The organism is Nevskia sp., assembly GCF_021732705.1.
Classification (GTDB): domain Bacteria; phylum Pseudomonadota; class Gammaproteobacteria; order Nevskiales; family Nevskiaceae; genus Nevskia.
In genome coordinates this window covers 365512-384578 of sequence record NZ_JAKFUM010000002.1, presented here as the reverse complement: position 1 = coordinate 384578, position 19067 = coordinate 365512, and the positions used below count along the sequence as shown (strand labels likewise).

The 19067-nt window shown below is 63.8% G+C and carries 21 protein-coding genes; 17 read left to right on the top strand and 4 right to left on the bottom strand.

Going from position 1 to position 19067, the window contains the following annotated elements; translation table 11 throughout:
- Positions 1–257: 257 nt before the first annotated feature.
- Complete coding sequence (locus QZ951_RS02210; protein WP_292998088.1) at positions 258–416, bottom strand: hypothetical protein; 159 nt, start codon at positions 414–416, stop codon at positions 258–260.
- 210 nt (positions 417–626) lie between these two features.
- Positions 627–770 carry a hypothetical protein gene (locus QZ951_RS02205; RefSeq protein WP_292998086.1) on the bottom strand — a complete coding sequence of 48 codons (144 nt, stop codon included), beginning with the start codon at positions 768–770 and terminating at the stop codon, positions 627–629.
- Here QZ951_RS02205 and QZ951_RS02200 point away from each other — a divergent pair.
- The 10 genes from QZ951_RS02200 (at position 763) to QZ951_RS02155 (ending at position 11185) form a co-directional block, all read left to right on the top strand.
- Positions 763–3279 (top strand): TonB-dependent receptor, encoded by a 2517-nt coding sequence (locus tag QZ951_RS02200; protein WP_292998084.1) that lies wholly within the window; start codon positions 763–765, stop codon positions 3277–3279. The two genes, QZ951_RS02205 and QZ951_RS02200, sit on opposite strands and share 8 nt — an antisense overlap.
- A gap of 65 nt (positions 3280–3344) precedes the next feature.
- Complete coding sequence (locus QZ951_RS02195; protein ID WP_292998082.1) at positions 3345–4691, top strand: OmpA family protein; 1347 nt, start codon at positions 3345–3347, stop codon at positions 4689–4691.
- Positions 4692–4807: 116 nt separating this feature from the next.
- Positions 4808–5572 (top strand): DUF3450 domain-containing protein, encoded by a 765-nt coding sequence (locus tag QZ951_RS02190; RefSeq protein ID WP_292998080.1) that lies wholly within the window; start codon positions 4808–4810, stop codon positions 5570–5572.
- A 20-nt stretch (positions 5573–5592) separates the two neighbouring features.
- Complete coding sequence (locus QZ951_RS02185) at positions 5593–6993, top strand: MotA/TolQ/ExbB proton channel family protein (RefSeq protein ID WP_292998078.1); 1401 nt, start codon at positions 5593–5595, stop codon at positions 6991–6993.
- On the top strand, positions 6986–7510 hold the full coding sequence (locus QZ951_RS02180; RefSeq protein ID WP_292998076.1) for a MotA/TolQ/ExbB proton channel family protein: 525 nt from the start codon (positions 6986–6988) through the stop codon (positions 7508–7510). The genes QZ951_RS02185 and QZ951_RS02180 overlap by 8 nt, the downstream gene beginning before the upstream one ends.
- A gap of 11 nt (positions 7511–7521) precedes the next feature.
- Complete coding sequence (locus QZ951_RS02175; protein ID WP_292998074.1) at positions 7522–7947, top strand: biopolymer transporter ExbD; 426 nt, start codon at positions 7522–7524, stop codon at positions 7945–7947.
- Positions 7948–7960: 13 nt separating this feature from the next.
- Positions 7961–8371 carry a biopolymer transporter ExbD gene (locus tag QZ951_RS02170; protein ID WP_292998072.1) on the top strand — a complete coding sequence of 137 codons (411 nt, stop codon included), beginning with the start codon at positions 7961–7963 and terminating at the stop codon, positions 8369–8371.
- Positions 8368–9012 (top strand): energy transducer TonB, encoded by a 645-nt coding sequence (locus tag QZ951_RS02165; protein WP_292998070.1) that lies wholly within the window; start codon positions 8368–8370, stop codon positions 9010–9012. The genes QZ951_RS02170 and QZ951_RS02165 overlap by 4 nt, the downstream gene beginning before the upstream one ends.
- On the top strand, positions 9009–10358 hold the full coding sequence (locus tag QZ951_RS02160; protein ID WP_292998068.1) for a hypothetical protein: 1350 nt from the start codon (positions 9009–9011) through the stop codon (positions 10356–10358). The genes QZ951_RS02165 and QZ951_RS02160 overlap by 4 nt, the downstream gene beginning before the upstream one ends.
- 266 nt (positions 10359–10624) lie before the next feature.
- Positions 10625–11185 carry a M23 family metallopeptidase gene (locus QZ951_RS02155; RefSeq protein WP_292998066.1) on the top strand — a complete coding sequence of 187 codons (561 nt, stop codon included), beginning with the start codon at positions 10625–10627 and terminating at the stop codon, positions 11183–11185.
- Positions 11186–11254: 69 nt separating this feature from the next.
- Here QZ951_RS02155 and QZ951_RS02150 read toward each other — a convergent pair whose 3' ends face one another.
- A complete protein-coding gene (locus QZ951_RS02150; protein ID WP_292998064.1) occupies positions 11255–11695 on the bottom strand; it encodes a hypothetical protein in 441 nt (146 codons plus the stop codon).
- A gap of 44 nt (positions 11696–11739) precedes the next feature.
- Positions 11740–12660: an AraC family transcriptional regulator gene (locus QZ951_RS02145; protein WP_292998062.1), complete on the bottom strand. Its 921-nt coding sequence runs from the start codon at positions 12658–12660 to the stop codon at positions 11740–11742.
- 140 nt (positions 12661–12800) lie between these two features.
- Between QZ951_RS02145 and QZ951_RS02140 the strand changes: the two genes are divergently transcribed.
- The 7 genes from QZ951_RS02140 (at position 12801) to QZ951_RS02110 (ending at position 18918) form a co-directional block, all read left to right on the top strand.
- Positions 12801–13577 (top strand): hypothetical protein, encoded by a 777-nt coding sequence (locus QZ951_RS02140; protein WP_292998060.1) that lies wholly within the window; start codon positions 12801–12803, stop codon positions 13575–13577.
- 7 nt (positions 13578–13584) lie between these two features.
- A complete protein-coding gene (locus QZ951_RS02135; protein ID WP_292998058.1) occupies positions 13585–14172 on the top strand; it encodes a cytochrome c oxidase subunit 3 in 588 nt (195 codons plus the stop codon).
- A gap of 4 nt (positions 14173–14176) precedes the next feature.
- Positions 14177–14452 (top strand): cytochrome C oxidase subunit IV family protein, encoded by a 276-nt coding sequence (locus QZ951_RS02130; protein ID WP_292998056.1) that lies wholly within the window; start codon positions 14177–14179, stop codon positions 14450–14452.
- A 229-nt stretch (positions 14453–14681) separates the two neighbouring features.
- A complete protein-coding gene (locus QZ951_RS02125) occupies positions 14682–15137 on the top strand; it encodes a MaoC family dehydratase (protein WP_292998054.1) in 456 nt (151 codons plus the stop codon).
- Between the two features lie 69 nt (positions 15138–15206).
- Positions 15207–16373, top strand: a complete 1167-nt coding sequence (locus QZ951_RS02120) for an acyl-CoA dehydrogenase family protein (RefSeq protein ID WP_292998052.1) — start codon at positions 15207–15209, stop codon at positions 16371–16373.
- A gap of 108 nt (positions 16374–16481) precedes the next feature.
- Entirely contained in the window at positions 16482–17696 is a 1215-nt protein-coding gene (locus tag QZ951_RS02115; protein ID WP_292998050.1) for an acyl-CoA dehydrogenase family protein, read from the top strand.
- A 103-nt stretch (positions 17697–17799) separates the two neighbouring features.
- A complete protein-coding gene (locus tag QZ951_RS02110) occupies positions 17800–18918 on the top strand; it encodes an alkane 1-monooxygenase (protein WP_292998048.1) in 1119 nt (372 codons plus the stop codon).
- Positions 18919–19067: the final 149 nt, after the last annotated feature.

Genomic DNA, 19067 nt, shown 5'->3' with positions numbered 1-19067 from the left:
CGGTGCGGTGCCCGTTCTGTTCTTGATGTCCGCCGTCAGCGCACAGCGGGCCTTGAATGATGACGATGGTGATGCCGGCGCTTGCCGGCCTCGACTCGGCAGGTGTCGACGACGACTGCCGCAATGGCGGGCGCGCCCGATGCGGACACGCCATTTGCCGTGCGAGATGACCGTCGGTCTTGACCGCCACGATGAATGCAGCGCAAGCAAGTCAAGTCGCTTGACACCTTCATAATAGTACGCGCCGCTACGAAAATTCACGTTCCATCGGCCGCAATTGCTGCGCTGCAAAATCTAGAAAGCCCGCAGGCGATGATGGCGACAAGCACCATCCTTGCTGCATTGCGGCAAAAAAGAAGGCCGTCGCCAAGCTTGGCTCTTTGTCGGATCATCCCGATAAGATTAAACAGAAACATGGGGTTACATGGCAATGGATATCACTTTGCAGCGGGTTGAAGCGTCCGGATCGCGCCAGTTCGGTGTGAATATCGGAGTGCCCCGTCTGATTGCGAAAAACTCGACGCGATTGCTTGCGCGTCCAATTTCATGATGGTAGCGTACCGTACTAATAAAAAACGCGTGACCGCTTTTCAACGATGAACGGCAGGTCAACGGCAGTTCGGCGGTCATGCGGTGCGAGGTGTCAATCGAGGCGAATGCGAAGCGGTGTTGCCGCCGCGGCATCGCTTGAACGGCAACAGGTTCAGTTCTTTCAGGGGGAAGTAGATGAAGAAACGTTTGCTTGGGGCGTTCGGATGGTCGATGGCCATCCAGGCTGCATTCGTTCAGCCGATCTGCGCGCAGGAGGTTCCGGCGGAATCCGATCTCGATGCGCTTCTGGGTCCGGCAACCGATTCGGCACCAGCACCCGCGCCGGCAGCAGCGCCTGCCGAAGCGCCCGCAGCCGCACCGGCGGAAGCCGCACCAGCAGCATCGGAGCCGACTCCGGCACCGATCGCCGCCTCTGAAGCTGCCCCCGCCGACGCTGCAACGGCGGATGTTGCCGCGACGGCCGCCGCGCCGGCTGCAAAGGGTTCGAAGAGCCGCCTGACCGAGGAAATCGTCGTCACCTCGCAGAAGCGCGAACAGAGCCTGCAGGAAGTGCCTTCGAGTGTCGTCGCATTCTCGGGCGCCGTGCTCGATGCCAAGGGTGTCTCGGACGTCAAGGATCTGCAGCTGGTCACGCCGGGTCTGCAGTACGACTCGATGGCCAGCTACTCGATCATCTTCATCCGCGGCATCGGTGGCGACGCCTTCCAGGCCGCGGTCGATTCCTCGGTCGCCACCTATGTCGACGGTCTCTATCTGCCGTTCACGTTCTCCGCCGCGCAGGCGTTGGGCGACGTGTCGCAGATCGAAGTGCTGAAGGGCCCTCAGGGAACGCTCTACGGCCGCAACGCGATTGCCGGTGCCATCACCGTCAAGCTGAAGGAGCCGACCAAGGACTTCAATGCCAGCGTGCTGCAGCAGTTCAGCAATTACAACGGCATCAAGACCAAGCTGTCGGCTTACGGCGCCGTGCCGTTCACCGGTGAGACGCTGACCTACGGCGGCTCGTTCCTCTATGAGCAGCGCGATCCGTTCACGCAGAACTTCATCGACCCGGAACAGCGCTATCACTCGTATCGCAATGTTGGCTATCGCGGTGCGCTGAAGTACGACCCGACCGACAAGCTGACGTTCAAGGCGTCGTACAGCAACCTCAAGAGTCAGGATGCCGACTCGGTGGCTACCGTGCTCGTGCAGACCGCGCCGGCCTTCCAGGGCACGCTGACGGATCACAACGTTCCGCACGAAAGTGGCAACGCAAACAACGTCGGCGCGTTCGCCCGCACCAAGATTCTCGCCGCCACGCTGGAATCGCGGTATGTGCCGTGGTTCAACCAGAAGGTCCTGTACGGTCACACCGAAGCCGAGTCGACCATTCTGTTCGACTACGACTCCGCACCGGAGCCGGTGCTGGACATCAGCGCCGTGCCGAACACGGCGCGTTCGAACTCGGTTGAAATGATCCTGACCTCGAACCCGGAAAACACGCCGGAATGGCTCGAGTGGCTGGGCGGCGCGTATTTCGAGAACACGGTGAAGACCGGCCGCTATCCGGCCACGGTCGACGTGCTGGCTACGCTGGTCGGCCTGCCGCTGGCGGGGCTGCCGCCGTTCAACGGCCTGTCGCCGCTGTGCACGATCTTCACCCAGCTGGGCGGTGACTGCACGACCAACAGCGACACCAACCAGAATCCGTTGCTGCGTGCCGGCATTGCCTCGGGAACCGAAACCACGGCCAAGCAGCTGTATGGCCAGCTGACGGCACGTCTGACCGATCAACTGTCGCTCGTCGGCGGTGCCCGTATCGGTACCGAGCGCACCGAACTCCAGTTCTCGACACTGGACGGCCAGCTGATCATTCCGCAGACCGGCACCACGACGCCGCGCGTTCCGCTGGTGTCGTATCGTCCTCAGGCCAAGACCTTCAACAGCTTCACGCCGAATGCCGGCCTGAACTTCAAGCTGACCGACTCGATCCTGCTGTATTACAAGTATTCGGAAGCGTTCAAGTCCGGCAACTACAACGGTCTGAACATCAACAATCCGCCGGTCCGCGTCGAACCGGAAGCTGCGTCCGGCAACGAGCTGGGCTTCAAGTCGGAACTGCTCGAAGACCGTACCCTGAAGCTCAACGGCGCGATCTTCCAGACCACGGTGACCAATGCTCAGGTGCAGACGCTGTCGCTGACCTCGGGCGGTGTCACCAGTCTTCAGAACGCTGCTGCGTACACCGTTCGCGGTGGTGAAATCGAAGTGAACTGGTTCGCGACCGATGCGCTGGTGTTCAGCGCCACCGGTGTCTACCTCAGCGGCAAATACGATGCCTTCATCGGCGACGGCTACACCGATCCGACGGGCCTGTACCAGCGCAATCTGGATTTCTCCGGCAACACCACGGTTCGCACGCCGAAGTTCACCGGCACCGGCTCCGCCAGCTACACGTTCCCGGCGTTCTGGGGTCTTGAAGGCGAAATTGCTGGGGACGTGTACTACACGACCAGCTTCTTCTACGACCCGTTGAACACGCTCAAACAGGATTCGTACTTCATCACCAACGCTCGCGTCGGCCTGTTCGATCCGCGGACCAACATCCGCATCACGGCCTTCGGCAAGAACTTGAATGACGCCGGGTTCTACACCAACGCCTATCGCCAGGACTTCGGCAACACGGCGATCTGGGGTGCCGCTCGCACGTTTGGCTTCATCGTCAACTGGTCTTACGGGAAGTGAGTCCGATGCTCGATCTCGATCAGAAAGCCGTGCATCCAACACCGAAACAGACCGTGGGGAGAACAATGAAGCGTCCAAACAATCGCAGCAGCGTGATTGCCGTCGGTCTCGTCCTCGGGACCTTGTCGGGTCCGTTGATGGCGAATGTCGGCCCTTATGTCGGCGTTGCCGGCGGTCTCAACCTCGCGCGCGGCCAGCATTTCGACTATCGCGGACAAAGCACCCGCGGACCGCAGCCACCGCTGGTGGTCGAGCGCCCGCTGTTCGACAACGATGGTCCCGCCGGCGACTACACGTTCAAGCGCAGCCCGTTGGGTCAGCTGGTGATCGGCACGCAGTTCGCGAATGGTCTTCGTCCGGAGTTCGAACTGAGCCTGCGCCGCGAGCGCACGCAGACGATCACGTTCCCGGATCAGACGGTCGGCAGCAACGCGGGCGTGCAGCTGTCGACGACCACCGGCTTCGGCAATCTCTGGTACGACCTGTTCCCGCAGTGGCGCTTGCATCCCTATGTGGGCGGCGGCTTCGGTGTGGCACGCCAGATCCTGAACAACTTCCAGACCAACGTCGAAACGGCTCCGCCGCGCAAGGCCGATGACGCCTCGCTGGCCTACCAGTTTGGCGGTGGCGTGCGCTTCGACCTGACCAGCCACTTCTCCATCGGTCTGGACTATCGCTGGGTCAAGACGTTCAACACCAAGCTGTTCCCGTACGAGGAGCAGCCGCAGACCTTCTTCCGCTCGCATTACAACGCGCAGTCGGTGCTGTTCTCGGTGCAGTACTTCATCTTCGGCAAGCCGAAGCCGCCTGCCGCGGAGCCGGTCGCACCGGTCGAAGTCGTGGCGCCGGTCGCCCCGGTCGACACCGACGGCGACGGCGTGCCGGACGACGTTGACCAGTGCCCGGATTCGCCGGCCGGCAGCGTGGTGGATGCCACGGGCTGCCCGCCGCCACCACCACCGCCGCCGGCGCCGACCTGCAAGCAGCCGGGCCCTGGCGAGAAGGTGTCGCTGGCGGGTTGCGGCGCGGGCGACAGCATCGTGCTGCGCGGCGTCAACTTCGCGACCAACAAGGCGGTGCTGACGGTCAACGCCAAGACGATTCTCGATGACGTGGTGGCGGAGCTGAAGGCGCATCCGGAAGTGGAGATCGCGATCAACGGCCACACCGACAGCGATGGATCGGATGCGAGCAATCAGAAGCTGTCGGAGCGTCGTGCGGCATCGGTGATGGCGTATCTGGTGTCACAGGGCATTGCGGCCAACCGCATGGTCAGCGCCGGCTTCGGCGAAGGCTCGCCGGTGGCCGACAACGCCACGGCGGAAGGCAAGGAACTCAACCGTCGTGTCGAGCTGAAGATCACCAAGGGGATCGATGACGCGGCAGCGGCAGGGGCACCGGCAGCACCGTGATCCGGTGGTGCGGTCCGGGGGATCCGGACCGCGGCTCCGGTTCGCATCGAAGTCGACCGGGGCCGCAGCGGGCCTCATTCAAGCGGGATGTTTCAACTCATTCGGAGATGGACAGCATGTACAAATTCGGCGGCACACGCTTTCGCTTGGGGCTGGGTCTGGCGGTTTCGCTGGTGTGTCTGTCTTCGACGACGGCGACGGCCGCCAAGCTTGGCGATGTCGTGAGCGGCGCCAACGCGTGGATGGTGGCGCAGGCCGATTCGCAGAAGCGGGTCGACAAGCTGGCGGAAGACAAGACCAGCCTGGCCGATGACTACCGCAACACGCTGCGCGAGTCGGACAGCCTGAAGCTGTATCTGGAGCAGCTGCGGGCGCAGCTGCGCTCGCAGCAGAACGAGATGGACGTGATCCGCGGCGAATCGCGCGAGATCGAGCGGACCAATGTCGAGATTCTGCCGCTGATGCAGGACATGCTGTCGACGCTGACGCAGTTCGTCGAACTCGATGTGCCGTTCCTGAAGGAAGAGCGCAAGGAACGGTCGAAGACGCTGGAAGAGATGATGCCGCGCGCGGACGTGACGGTATCCGAGAAATTCCGCCGCATCGTCGAGGCCTACCAGATCGAAGTGGACTACGGCCGCACGATCGAAAGCTACCGCGGCCAGCTCGAAGGCAAGGAAGTGGACTTCCTGCGAGTCGGGCGCGTCGGTCTGATGTACCAGACGCCGGACAAGAAGGAGACCGGGTACTGGGACGTCGACGGCAAGGCGTGGGTGGTCGACAACCGCTATGTCGACGGCGTCACCGAAGGCATCAAGGTCGCGCGCAAGCAATCGTCCCCCGATCTGTTGATCGTTCCCGTCAAAGCGGTTGGCAAGTAAGGCGCCTGATCATGTCGAAAATGAATCTGACACGCGGTTTCTCCCTCCCCCTTGTCGCAGCCACGGCTGCGACCCTCTTCTTCGCATCGGTGGCGCCGCAGGTTTCGGCGCAGGGCACCGCGAAGAGCCTGGATGAACTGCTTCAGCAGGTGCAGCAGGCCGACAAGCGCGACGCGGCCGCCAATGCCGAGCGCGAGGCGCGCTTCGCCGCAGCCCGCGACCAGCAGGCGGCGCTGCTGGCCGAAGCCAAGCGCGAGAAGGCGGCACTCGATGCCGAATCGGCGGCGCTGCAGCGCCAGTTCGAGGAGAACGATCGGCGGATCACCGAGCTGACGCAGCAGCGCGATGCCGCGGCCGGCAACCTCGGCGAACTGTTCGGCGTGATGCGCCAGACCGCCGGTGACTTCGCCTCGGCTGCCCGCAACTCGCTGCTGTCGACCCAGTTCACCGACCGCATCGAGCAGCTCGACCGTCTGGCCCAGACCAAGACCATGCCGCCGATCCCGGACCTGCAGCGCTTCTGGTACGAGATGCAGCGCGAGATGACCGAAGGCGGCAAGGTGCAGCGCTTCGAAGCGACCGTCGTCGCCCCGGACGGCACGCGCGAGAAGAAGCCGGTGCTGCGCATCGGCCCGTTCGTCGCGATCTCGGACGGCAAGTTCCTCGCGTATGAAACCGGCTCGGACAGCCTGTCGGCACCGCCGACACAGCCGGGCGGCCACTTCAACGACATCGCCAAGGCCTTCGAGAACCAGACCGAGGGTTACCACCAGATGGTGGTCGACCCGACCCGCGGCGTCATCGTCAGCCTGTACGCGCAGCGTCCGACCGTGGGCGAGCGCGTCGAGCTCGGCGGCTGGGTGGCGTACGTGATCCTCGTCGTCGGCGCCATCGGTGCGGCGCTGGGCCTGTACCAGTTCTTCTACCTGACCTTGACCTCGGCGAAGGTCAATGCCCAGCTCAAGAACCTGAACCAGCTGGCCCCGAACAACCCGCTGGGTCGCGTGCTGCTGGCATTCAAGGGCCAGAACGTGCCGAAGGATGAAGAGACCGAAGTGGTGGAGCTGCGCATCTCCGAAGCGGTGCTGAAGGAGCTGCCGCCGATCCAGCGCATCCAGCCGTTCCTGAAGCTGGTGGTGGCGGCCGGTCCGCTGCTCGGCCTCGTCGGCACCGTCATCGGCATGATCGAGACCTTCCAGACCATCACCGAATCCGGCTCGGGCGATCCGAAGCTGATGGCGGCCGGCATCGGCAAGGCCATGATCGCGACGGTGCTTGGCCTCGGTGTCGCGATCCCGATCCTGTTCCTGAATGCAGCGCTGGCCTCGCGCTCCAAGCGGCTGGTGCAGGTGCTCGACCAGCAGAGCACCGGCCTGCTCGCCGAGACGCTGGAAGCGCGCAACGGTGCGTCCCATGCTTGAGCTCCTGCTCGGCCCCGTCGATGCCGTTGCGGCCTTGATGAAGGCCGGCGGTCAGCTGGTGGCGTGGATCTTCATTTCCGGCGTGGTGATGTGGACACTGATCTTCGAGCGGATCTGGTTCTTCCGCGCGAAGCTGCCGCAGCTCACCGCGGCGGCCTTGAAGGAATGGAATGCGCGCCCGGAGCGCCACTCGTGGTCCGCGCACCAGGTCCGGAAAGCCTTCATCTCGCGACTCAACGGCGAGATGAGCGCCAACCTGCCGATGATGAAGGTGCTGGTGCCGATGTGCCCGCTGCTGGGCCTCGTCGGCACCGTCATCGGCATGCTGGAAGTCTTCGATTCGATGGCGATTCTCGGCTCCGCCGACGCCCGCACGATGGCCACCGGTGTGTCCAAAGCCATGAACTGCACGATGACCGGCCTGGCCGTCAGCGTGTCCGGCATGTATCCGCTGTTTCACTTTCAGGCGTCGATCCGTTACCAGACGGAATTGCTGGCTGACCAGTTCAAGTTCTAGGAATCCACTCCATGCGTCTCGCACGACACTCCGATGACGACCATGACGAGGACGGCGAAGCCATCGATCTGGCGCCGATGCTGGACTTCGTTCTGAACCTGCTGATCTTCTTCATCATCACGGCCGTATTCGTGAAGGAAGTCGGCCTGACCCTGAGCCGTCCGCCACCGTCGAACCAGTCGAAGAAGAACGACGAGGAAAGCAGCACGATGTACATCGCCGTGCAGCAGACCGGCGACATCGTCATCGACCAGCGCGTGGTCGACAAGGGCTCGGTGCGCGCCAACGTCGAGCGTTTCAAGGGCGAGAAGCCGGAGGCGTCGGTGATTGTCGTGGCCAATGTCCGGGCCCCGACCGGTGTCGTCGTCGGCGTGATGGATGCCGTGCGCCAGGGAGGCGTCACCAACGTCTCGGTCACGCCGTCCAAGACCCGCTAGAGGCCAGAATCCCATGCAAGCCCGCCGCCACGATGCAGACGCAGACCATCACGGCATCGACCTCGCGCCGATGCTCGATTTCGTGCTGAACCTGCTGATCTTTTTCATCATCATCACGTCGTTCGTCAAGCAGTCCGGCACCCAGGTCGTGCGCCCGGACGGCAAGACCGGCGTCAACGTCGCCACCGGCAACATCCTGATCGCGATCCGCCCGAACGGCGACGTCTGGATGGATCGGCGCAAGGTGCCGATCAACCAGGTGCGCTCGGTGATCGAGCGCATGCACTCGGAACGCCCGGAAGACACGGTCGTGATCACGGCCGACGAGAAATCCGAAGCCGGCATCATGACCCAGGTCATGGATCAGGTCCGTGCCGGCGGCATCGCCACGGTATCGGTCGCGACCAAGGGAGTCGGCGGATGAGCAGCCAGTCGATCACGGTGACCTCGTCGCCGTTGCGCTTCATCCCGGCGCTGTTTGTCGGCGTCAGTTTGATTGCCGGCATGTTCTGGCTGCTGCACACGCTGATCACGCACAGCTCCGTCGCCTCGGGCGAACTCGAAGTGCTGCCGACGGTGGACTTCGTCCGCCTGAAGAAGAGCTTCGAAGTGGAGACGCGCGAACGCAAGCCGCCGCCGCAGCTGCCGGCGAAGGAGCAGGCGCCGGAAATCATCACGACCCGCACCACGGTCGATGCGCCGGTGACCGGCGGCGTCAACATCGGCGTGATCAAGGTCGACAAGGACGTGGCCAAGAACACCGGCTTCGCGCTGGCAGCGTCGGACGGCGAATACCTGCCGATCGTCAAGGTGGCCCCGCTGTATCCGGAGAGTGCCGCGTCGCGCGGCATCGAAGGCTACGTGCTGCTGTCGTTCACCGTCACCGAGACCGGCGCGACCGCCGATCCGGTGGTGATCGAATCGCAGCCGCCGGGCGTCTTCGACACGGCCGCGACGCGTGCGGTGCTGAAATTCAAGTACAAGCCGCGTGTCGAGAACGGCCGCCCGGTCAGTGTCGCCGGCGTGACGCACGTCATCACCTTCAAGCTGGAAAAGAAAAGATGAGCGCAGCCTTGAACTCGATGCGCAATACCGGACGCGCGCTGCGGCGCTCCGCCGCAGTCGTGGTCATCGGCACCGCCGCGACGCTCGCCGTCGGCCTGCCGGCGCTGCTGCTGCCGCCGGCGGCCATGGCGGCGGAGAAGGACGCCAACGGCAAGCCGGTCAAGCCGAAGACCACCGTCACCCAGACACTGAGCCAGAAGACCTACAAGCAGATGGAGGTCGCCCAGAAAGCCTTCGAAGCCAAGGACTACAAGGCGGCGGAAGTGGCGCTGGATGGCATCAAGGCCGGCTACGACAAGCTCAACGATTACGAGAAGGCCACGCTCTGGAACCTGTATGCCGCGGTCTACCGCATCCAGGACAAGAACCAGCCGGCGATCAATGCCTACCTGAACGTGCTGAAGACGCCGAACCTGCCGGAAGGCCTGCGGGACGGCGCGCTGTTTTCGATGGCGCAGACCTATTTCATCATCGACGATTACAAGAACGCGATCCGCGTGATGAACAAGTGGCTGTCCGTCGTCAGCGACGTGCAGCCGGACGCCTACATCCTGCTCGGACAGGCCTACTACCAGCTGCAGGATTACAAGGGCGCGAAGGAGCCGATCATCAAGGCGCTGCAGATCGCCAAGCAGCGCAACCTGCCGCCGAAGGAAAACTGGCTCGGCCTGCTGCGAGCGGTCTACTACGAGCTGCAGGAGTATCCGAAGGCCACGCAGGTGATGGAAGTGCTGGCCACGCAGTATCCGAAGGACTCGTACTTCCTGCAGCTGTCGGGCCTTTATGGCCTGTCCGGCGATCAGGGCCGGCAGGCCAGCGTGATGCATGCGGCCTACCTCGGCGGCTATGTCACCAAGTCCGGCGATCTGGTCAATCTGGCGCGCCTGTATCTGGCGCAGGGCGCGCCGCAGCGCGCGGCCGACCTGATGAAGGCCAAGCTGCGCAGCGGCGCCATCGAGCTGAATCCGGACAACCTGCAGCTGCTCGCGCAGTGCCTGAGTCTGGCCAAGGAAACCGATCAGTCGATCCCGGTGCTGCAGCGACTCGCAGGACTCACCGGCGAGTCCAAGCACTACCTGTATCTGGGGCAGGCCTATGTCGAGAAGGGTGACTGGGTGAAGGCCTCCGAAGCCTTCCGCAACTCGCTCAAGGGCAAGAACATCACCAACCCGCCGAACATCAACATGCAGCTCGGCACGGCGCTGTACAACGGCAAGAAGCTCGGAGAAGCCAAAGTCGCCTTCCAGGCCGCCGCCGAGTCCCCGAATCTCGCCGACTCCGCCGGCAACTGGATCAAATTCATCAACTCGGAAATCGAACGTAACCAGGCCCTCAGCGCACGCTAGATGCGCAGCGGGCAGAATAATCGCCGCTGATCCGGGCGCTGATCCGGCCACCACCGGTTCACCGGCGGATCAAGCGGCATCAGGCGCGAAGACGCCAACGACGCGGCACGGGGAGAGACGACATGTCGAGGTCTTGCTGGTTGCTGGCAGGTTGCGTCGTCTGGGGGCTGGCAGGTGTCACGCCGGCCAGCGAAGCCGCACCTGCTCGACCACTGGCTGGTGCCGGAAAGCCGCTCGCGTCGCAAACGGTGGCGCCGACGCATCGGATGATCAAGCCGCTCGCCGGTGTCAGTCGGCCGGTCAAGCCGCCATCGACGATCGCATCGACTTCCGCGCGCCTTGCCTCGCCGAAGGCCAGACTCGCGCAGAGCCGGCGCGAGGCCAAGGCGCATGAGCGTCTCGCGCGCCTGATTGCGCCGTTCCCGCGAAGCACGCTGACCTCGCACTACGGCATCCGCCTGAACCCGGTCCTGAAGGCGCTGCGCATCCATCGCGGTGTCGATTTCGGCGTACCGATCGGAACGCCGGTGCCTGCCGCGCATGGCGGCGTGATTGCGGCAATCGGCCGCGAGCGCGGCGCCGGACTGATCGTTCGCATCAATCACGGCGATGGCGTGTCGACTGGCTACTTTCATCTTTCGAAGGTCACGCCGGGCCTGAAAGAGGGCAGTGTCGTGCGAACGGGCGACATCGTCGGCCGTGTCGGCAAGTCCGGGTATGCCACCGGGCCCAACCTGCACTACGAGGTCATGGTCAACGGCAAGCAGGTTGACCCGCTGATGATCCAGACCACGAGCGAACCGATCCGGATTGCGAGACAGCCCTGAGGCTGGGGCCCCGGCCAGCGGCGGGGCGCAACGATCTTCGTCAGACGCGTGCGGCAGGAACGGCGTGAGTCACGGCCGGCCGGTCCACGAGCATGCGGTGCCGTTCCACAGGTCCTGCGGATCGAAGCGGAACTCGCAACGCTGCCATGGTGCGCCCTGCGGCGCGCTGGCGCAGGGTTCAGTCGCGGTACTGCCTTCTGGACATTTGCGCAGGTACAGCATGGTTCGGCTGCCATCGCGCTCGCGGTCGATGTGCGTCGGTCTCCCCAGCACCTGAAAGACATCGCTGTACGTGCTGTTGCGACCCAGGCTGCTGATCAGATCCTGGCCGATCATCTGGCGCTGACCGGCGCATCCGCTCGCGGCAGCGGTGAGCGCAAGGCAGAGGGCAAGGCGGTGTGCGGGCGGCTTCAAGGCAGCGCGGAGCATGACGATCGACATCCATTGGAGCGGGGAACGCCACGTCGAATCCAGTGCCGGGCAGATGCGACTGGAGACCTCGGGCAGCACCGAATCATGCCTGATTCGCCGCGCCGCGAATAAGGGTACACGCGCTAACGTTGCGCCCGGAAACCAGTTGGCGTGACACCCACTTGCCGCCGGAAATTGGCACTGAAATGCGACTGGCTGGAGTAGCCGGTTTCCTGCGCGATGAACGACAGATCCAGGTCGGTATCGCCGAGCATGCGCTTGGCGGTCTCGATGCGACGCGACTCGATGTACTGATGCGGAGAGATGCCAAGCGCGGCGCGGAACTCGCGCGTGAAGTTGCTGCGCGATAGACCGACACGGCGGGCGAGATCGTCCAGCGTCAGCCGCGACGACAGCGTGCGATCGATGTGCGTCAGCAGATCGCCGACACTGCTGCGGCCGAGCTTGACGATCGGCGACATCGACAGCGCGCCGTCGGCGGGACTGCCCAGATGCCATTGCGCAAGGTGGCTGAGCAGCGCATGGGTCATCGCTCCCAGATACTCGGCATGCAGATGCTGGCGAGAACGCGCCGCGCGCAACAGCGATTCCAGTGCAGCGCTGACGAATGGGTCGCGAAACGCGAAGCGCGGAACGCTGGAATCGGCGAGCCGGCGCAGCGACTCGGAGCGCAAGGTGTCGACCGTCGCGCGCGAGATGTGCAGCGACACGAGACTGATGCTGCCATCGGTGCGGAACGCGGCACTGCGATTCGGCGGCAGTACGGTCAACAGGCCCGGGGCCGAACAACTGCGACTGAGGCCGCGTTCGGTGATCGCGCGCACGCGCCGCGAGCCACCGAGATGCAGCGCGACGATCAGCTCGTCAGTCTCCGGCAGCTGGAAGCTTTCCATCGACGGCGTTTTCCAGCGATAGATGCCGAGCCCGGCGGCGCGCGACGGCTCGCCATCACCGCCGACGATGCTTTCCTCGGCCATTTCCGGCGGCACCCGGAACGCTTCGGAGAATGCCGCCGCCGACTGCAGACCGTAGACATTGCCCATGCCCGACCCTTCCGATAGCCAACGCGCCGATTCTGACATGACTCGGGTCCGAATCTGGTAGATCGGGCGAGAAGCTTCCAACACGCTCGCGCCTGACCCTCGATGGCCATCGGCGCCATCGGCACTGGAGGAGAACGCAGATGAGAGTGGAACCCGTCGCCGTCGATTACAGCATGTGGAAGCTGCTGGCCTGGACTGGCCCGGTCTTCTTCATCGGCTTCTTCTGCATGTGGGGCCTGCTGGCCGACAACTTTCCGCCGATGGCGGCGAATACCAGCCCGCAGGACATGTGGCAGCACTACAAGGATTTGCGGATTCCGATCATGGTCGGCATGTCGGTTTGCATGGTGCTCGGGTCCTGCTACATGGCGTTCGGGGCAGCGGTGTCGCGTGTCATGCGCCGCATCGAAGGCCCGGAAGGCATGCTGTCGAATCTGGAAATGATGGGCGCGACGATTACATACTGCCCCATCGTCGTGGCCTGCGGCATCTGGCTGGTGACCGCCATGCAGATCGACGTGCTGAGCCCGGACATGGTGCAGACCGCGTACTACGTTGCATGGATGATCATCGACCTCGCCTACATGGTCACGAGCTGGCAGATCATCGCTGCGGCGGTCGTGTTCCTGCGCGACAAGCGCGAGAAGAAGCTGGTGCCGAGCTGGGTCAGCTGGTGGGGCTTCGTCACGGTCGCCTCGTTCTTCCCGGTCAGCTTGATTCCGTTCTTCAAGACCGGCCCGTTCGCATTCAACGGCCTGTTCAACTTCTGGGTGGCATTCCCGACCTGGTATGTCTGGATCGTGTCGATGTCGTTCTTCATCATCAAGGCCGTGCGCCGGATCGAGATCGAGGACGGCGCAGCCCAGCATGCCGATTCCGCGGTCCACGGCCATGCGCCGATGGCGGCCGCACGCTGAGCAGGTCGTGACGGTCGTCACCAAGCCTCAGGCGGCGCCGCTGCGGCGCCTGCCCGGTGTCGAAGGGATCTGGGTGTTCGTGGCCGCGGACATGGCGATGTTCGCGATCCTGTTCGTGTCGTTCATGCAGGGCCGGCTCGCCGAGCCGGCGCTGTTCGAGGCTTCGCGCCAGACGCTGGATGTCAACTTCGGCGGCATCAATACCCTGATCCTGCTGACCAGTTCGTGGCTCGTGGCGCTCGGCGTGGTCGCGGTGCGGCAGGGACGGGCGGAGCGTCTGCCGGCGCTGCTTGCCGCAGCGCTCGCCTGTGGCCTCGCCTTCATGGTGTCGAAAGCGATCGAGTACGGCGGCAAGCTTGCGGCCGGCATCACGATGCTGACCAATGATTTCTACATGTTCTATTTCACGCTGACCGGCATCCACCTGTTTCATGTGACCGCCGGCAACGTCGTGCTGGTCGTGCTGTGGGTCAAGGCGCGCAACGGCGCCTTCACGCAGGACAACTGTGTGACGCTGGAATGCGGCGCCACGTACTGGCACATGGTCGACCTGCTGTGGATCATGCTGTTCCCGCTGCTGTACCTGTTGCGGTGATGCGATGACGACCCGTTTCGGTGGGCTGCACACGATCTGGCTGATCCTGATGGTCGCGACCTGCGCGACCACGTGGTGGCTGTCGAAGGACAGCGTTTCGGCCCAGGTCGGCACGGTGGCGATCGTGCTGATCGCGGCGTTCAAGATCCGGTTCGTGCTGCTGCACTTCATGGAGTTGCGTCACGCGCCGACGCCGTGGCGCCTGATCTTCGAGGCCTGGGTGCTGATCGCGACGGCCGCCATCCTCGGCTTCTACCTGCAGACGCCCACCGCCGGCTGACGCTTCCGGCCGACCGCGCTCCGCGCGGCCGAAGTTCGGCGGCACAGGGCGTTGATCCCGACCGCTTTCATCCCCTCATCTGCGGACGCGACGGTAGCCCTTGCGCCGCCATGGGCGCCGCCATTCCCTGACAGAATCAAGGGCCAGACGATTGACCTGATGCCGTCGATCGGTGATAGTATGGCACCATACTAAAATGATCCGGTAGCCGGATCGACGCGGAGTCACCATGGCGGGTCTTCATTTCGAGCAGTTCTCGGTCGGGCAGATCTTCGAGCACGAGATTCGCCGGACGGTCACCGAATCGGACAATGTCTGGTTCTGCGGCGCCACCTACAACCCGGCGCAGATCCACATCGATGCCGAGTACTGCAAGGGTACGGAGTTCGGTCAGCCGCTGATCAACTCCATCTTCACGCTTGGACTGGTCATCGGCCTCAGCGTGCAGGACACGACCCTCGGCACGACGGTTGCCAATCTCGGCATGACCGACACCCGTTTCCCGAAGCCGGTGTTTGCCGGCGACACGATCCGTTCGCGCACCACGGTGCTCGAACTGCGCGATTCGAAGTCGCGGCCGAACGCCGGCATCGTCACCTTCGTGCATGAAGGGCTGAATCAGCGCGGCGAACTGGTCTGCACCACCCAGCGCCAGGCCCTGATGCTGCGCAAGCCGGCCGCCTGAGCGCGGCGGCGCGGCACCGGTCCGCCACGCCCGCGCCCTCCAATTTTTCACCTTCTTTCGGAGCATCCGATGGATTTCTCGATCAATCCCGATCATCAGGCGATCCGCGACGGTGTCGGTGCCGTCGTGCGTTCGTTTGGCGACGACTACTGGCTGGCGCGTGACGAGGACGGCGCGTTCCCGCGCGAGTTCCACAAGGCGATGGCCGATGGTGGCTGGCTCGGCCTGACGATGCCGGAGGAGTACGGCGGCTCGGGCCTCGGCGTGACCGAAGCGATGATCATGATGCACGAGGTCGCCAGCCACGGCGGCGGCATGGCGGCGACGTCGAGCGTGCACATCAACCTGTTCGGGCCGCACCCGATCGTGGTCTACGGCACGCACGAGCAGAAATCGCGCTGGGTGCCGCGCCTGATCGCGGGTCAGGATCAGTGCTGCTTCGGATTCACCGAGCCGGACGCCGGCCTGAACACCACGGCGATCAAGACCTTCGCGACCAAGGTCGACGGCGGCTACATCGTCAAGGGTCAGAAGGTCTGGACCTCGACCGCGCAGGTCGCCAACAAGATCATGCTGCTGACCCGTACGACCAAGCTCGAGGACTGCAAGCGCCCGACTGACGGCATCACGATCTTCTACACCGACCTCGACCGCACGAAGATCGAGGTCAAGAAGATTCCGAAGATGGGGCGCAAGGCGGTCGATTCGAATGCGATCTTCATCGACGACCTGTTCATTCCGGATTCCGACCGCATCGGCGAGGAAGGCAAGGGTTTCGGCTACATCCTGCACAGCCTGAACCCGGAACGCGTGCTGATCGCGATCGAGGCGATCGGCATCGGACAGGATGCGCTGCGCCGTGCCACGCAGTACGCCCGCGAGCGGGTCGTGTTCAATCGGCCGATCGGCATGAACCAGGGCATCCAGCATCCGCTGGCGGAAAAGTGGATGTATCTGGAAGCCGCCCAGCGCGTCACCGAAAAGGCGGCCTGGCTGTATGACCAGCACCTGCCGTGCGGAGCCGAAGCGAACTCCGCGAAGTTCCTCGGTGCCCGTGCCGGCTACGACGCCTGCCTGCAGGCGGTGCTGACCTTCGGCGGCTTCGGCTACGCCAAGGAGTACCACGTCGAACGCCTGCTGCGCGAAGTGACCGTGACCCGCATCGCGCCGATCACGGAGCAGCTGATCCTGTCGTACATCGCCGAAAAAGTGCTGGATCAGCCGAAGTCGTACTGAGCCGCATTCCGCCTCCGGCGCGACCGTCATGGCTGCCGGAGGCGGTAATCGCCTTTACAATAGTCGTATGGTGCCATACGATCACGGTAAATTTTCCGAGGCAGACCCATGTTCAAGCGCACGCTGTTCTCTTCCGAACACGAGCTGTTCCGCGACACTGTCCGCAAGTTCATCGAGCGCGAGATCGCGCCGCACCACGCCAAGTGGGAGCACGACGGCATTGTCCCGCGCGATCTGTGGCTGAAGGCCGGCGAAGCCGGGATGCTGTGCTGCACCATCCCGGAGGAATACGGCGGCCTCGGTCTCGACTATCTGTTCGACGTCGTGGTGTTCGAGGAAATGGCCCGCAGCGGTTTCACCGGCCCGGGCTTCCTGATCCACTGCGATCTGGTCGCGACCTATGTGAAGTCCTTCGGTACCGAAGAACAGAAGCAGCAGTGGCTGCCGAAGATGGTGTCCGGCGAAGCGATCGGTAGCCTCGGCATGACCGAGCCGCATGCCGGCTCCGATCTGAAGGCGATCCGCACGCGCGCCGTGCGCGACGGCGACGATTACATCATCAACGGCCAGAAGGTCTTCATCTCCAACGGCCAGCTGTGCGATGTGCTGGTGCTGGCGACGAAGACCGACAGCGAAGCCGGCTCGAAGGGCGTGACGCTGTTCCTCGTCGATACCAAGACGCCGGGCTTCAAGCGCGGCAAGAATCTCGAAAAGCTCGGCATGAAGGCGCAGGACACCTCGGAGCTGTTCTTCGAGGACATGCGCGTACCGGCGTCCTGCATGCTCGGCCGGGAAGGCGAAGGCTTCAAGCTGATGATGACCAAGCTGGCGCAGGAACGTCTGGCGCAGGCCATCCGTTCGGCGACGGTGGCCGAAACCCTGATCGAGATGACGGTCGACTACACCGCGAACCGCAAGGCCTTTGGCACCACCATCGGCGCCTTCCAGAACACGCAGTTCAAGCTGGCGGAACTGCATACCGAAGCGGTGATCGGCCGCGTCTTCACCGATCACTGCATCGCCAAGTTCATGGCTGGCGAACTGGACGAAGTGGACGCCGCGATGGCGAAGATGTGGCTGTCGAACCTGCACTGCAAGTGCGCCGACGAATGCCTGCAATTGTTCGGTGGCTGGGGCTACATGTGGGAATACCCGATCTCGCGCGCGTTTGCGGATTCGCGCATCGTCAAGATCGCCGGCGGCTCGATCGAAGTGATGAAGCTGATCATCGGACGTTCGCTGTTCGGGCGCATGGCCGGGCACGAAAAGGTGAAAGCGATCAATGCCGAAACCGTGACCGACCCCAGACGATTGGCTGGGTAGCGTTGCGCGGAAGCCCCGTAATCTGATGCTCTGAAAATTAGTGCAATCCGACCGTCGGCAGCGCTTTGCCGACTGTAAAACTGACTAACAAACGGAGGAGACGATGGACTACCTGAAGTACTGGTTGCCGGTGGCCGTGGTGGCGATGGCGTATGCCGGGTTCATTGCCGGCGGCGATTACGTCTGGGTCGGCATCCTCAGTTTTCCGGTGCTGGCCGTGCTCGATGTCATCGCCGGGCGCGACTACAGCATGCGCAAGATGAACAACGCGTTCCTGGCCAACATTCCGATCTGGCTGTGCTCCGTCGGTCCGGTCTGCCTGTATTTCGCGATGGCCTGGCGCGTGTCGCAGGGCGACCTGAGCACGGCACAGCTCGTCGGGTCGGTGCTGAGCCTCGCGTGGATGGGCGTGATCCCGCTGGTGCCGGCTGCGCACGAGCTGTACCACATGCGCGGCGCGCTGCCGCGCACGGTTGGCCGTTACTCGCACCTGTGCATCCTTGACTGCACGCGCGACATCGGCCACGTCGTCGGTCACCACATCGACGTTGCCACGCCGGATGACGGCGATACTGCCGCCCGCGGCACGAACCTGTATTCGTTCACCTGGAATGCCTTTCTCGAAAGCACCAAGTACGCGATGAACATGGAAGCCAACGCTCTGCGCAAGAAGGGCAAGGCGCCATGGGGCCTCGGTCACCGCGTCTGGCGCGCGCTGCTGGCGCTGGTGATCTTCCACGCGATCATCTTCGCGATCGGCGGGCCGGTCGCCAACGCCGTGGCGCTGGCCGGGCAGATCGTCGCGCGGTTCTGGGTCGAGTCGTTCAACTATTTCCAGCATTACGGTGTGGTGCGTCTGAAGGGCGCGCCGATCGGCCGCCGTCATCTGTGGAATCACCTCGGCTGGTTCTCGCGGACGATGGCGTTCGAGATCACCAACCATGCCGATCACCACCTGAACTCGTACCAGGTCTACTACAAGCTCGTGCCGCACAAGGAAGCGATTCCGATGCCGAGCGTGTTCGTCTGCTTCCTTGCCGCGCTGATCCCGCCGCTGTGGCACGAAGTGATCATCAAGCCGGCGCTGAAGCGCTGGGATCTGGAATTCGCCACCCGCGAGGAACGTGCGCTGGCGGCGAAGCAGAACGAGGCGGCGGGCTGGCCGGATTGGCAGCGCGAGGCCGGTGCGGACGTGGGCAAGGCGGCAACCGTCGGCGTCTGACCGTCCGGCTTCGGCCGCGGTCATCCGGAAGTATCGACACCCGCCGCCGGAACGCTCCGGCGGCGGGTTTTTTACAAGCGCATCCGCTGGAATCACGCCGGCATGCGCGTCCATCAGGCCTTGCGGCCGCACCGTGATCAGGAGCGAGA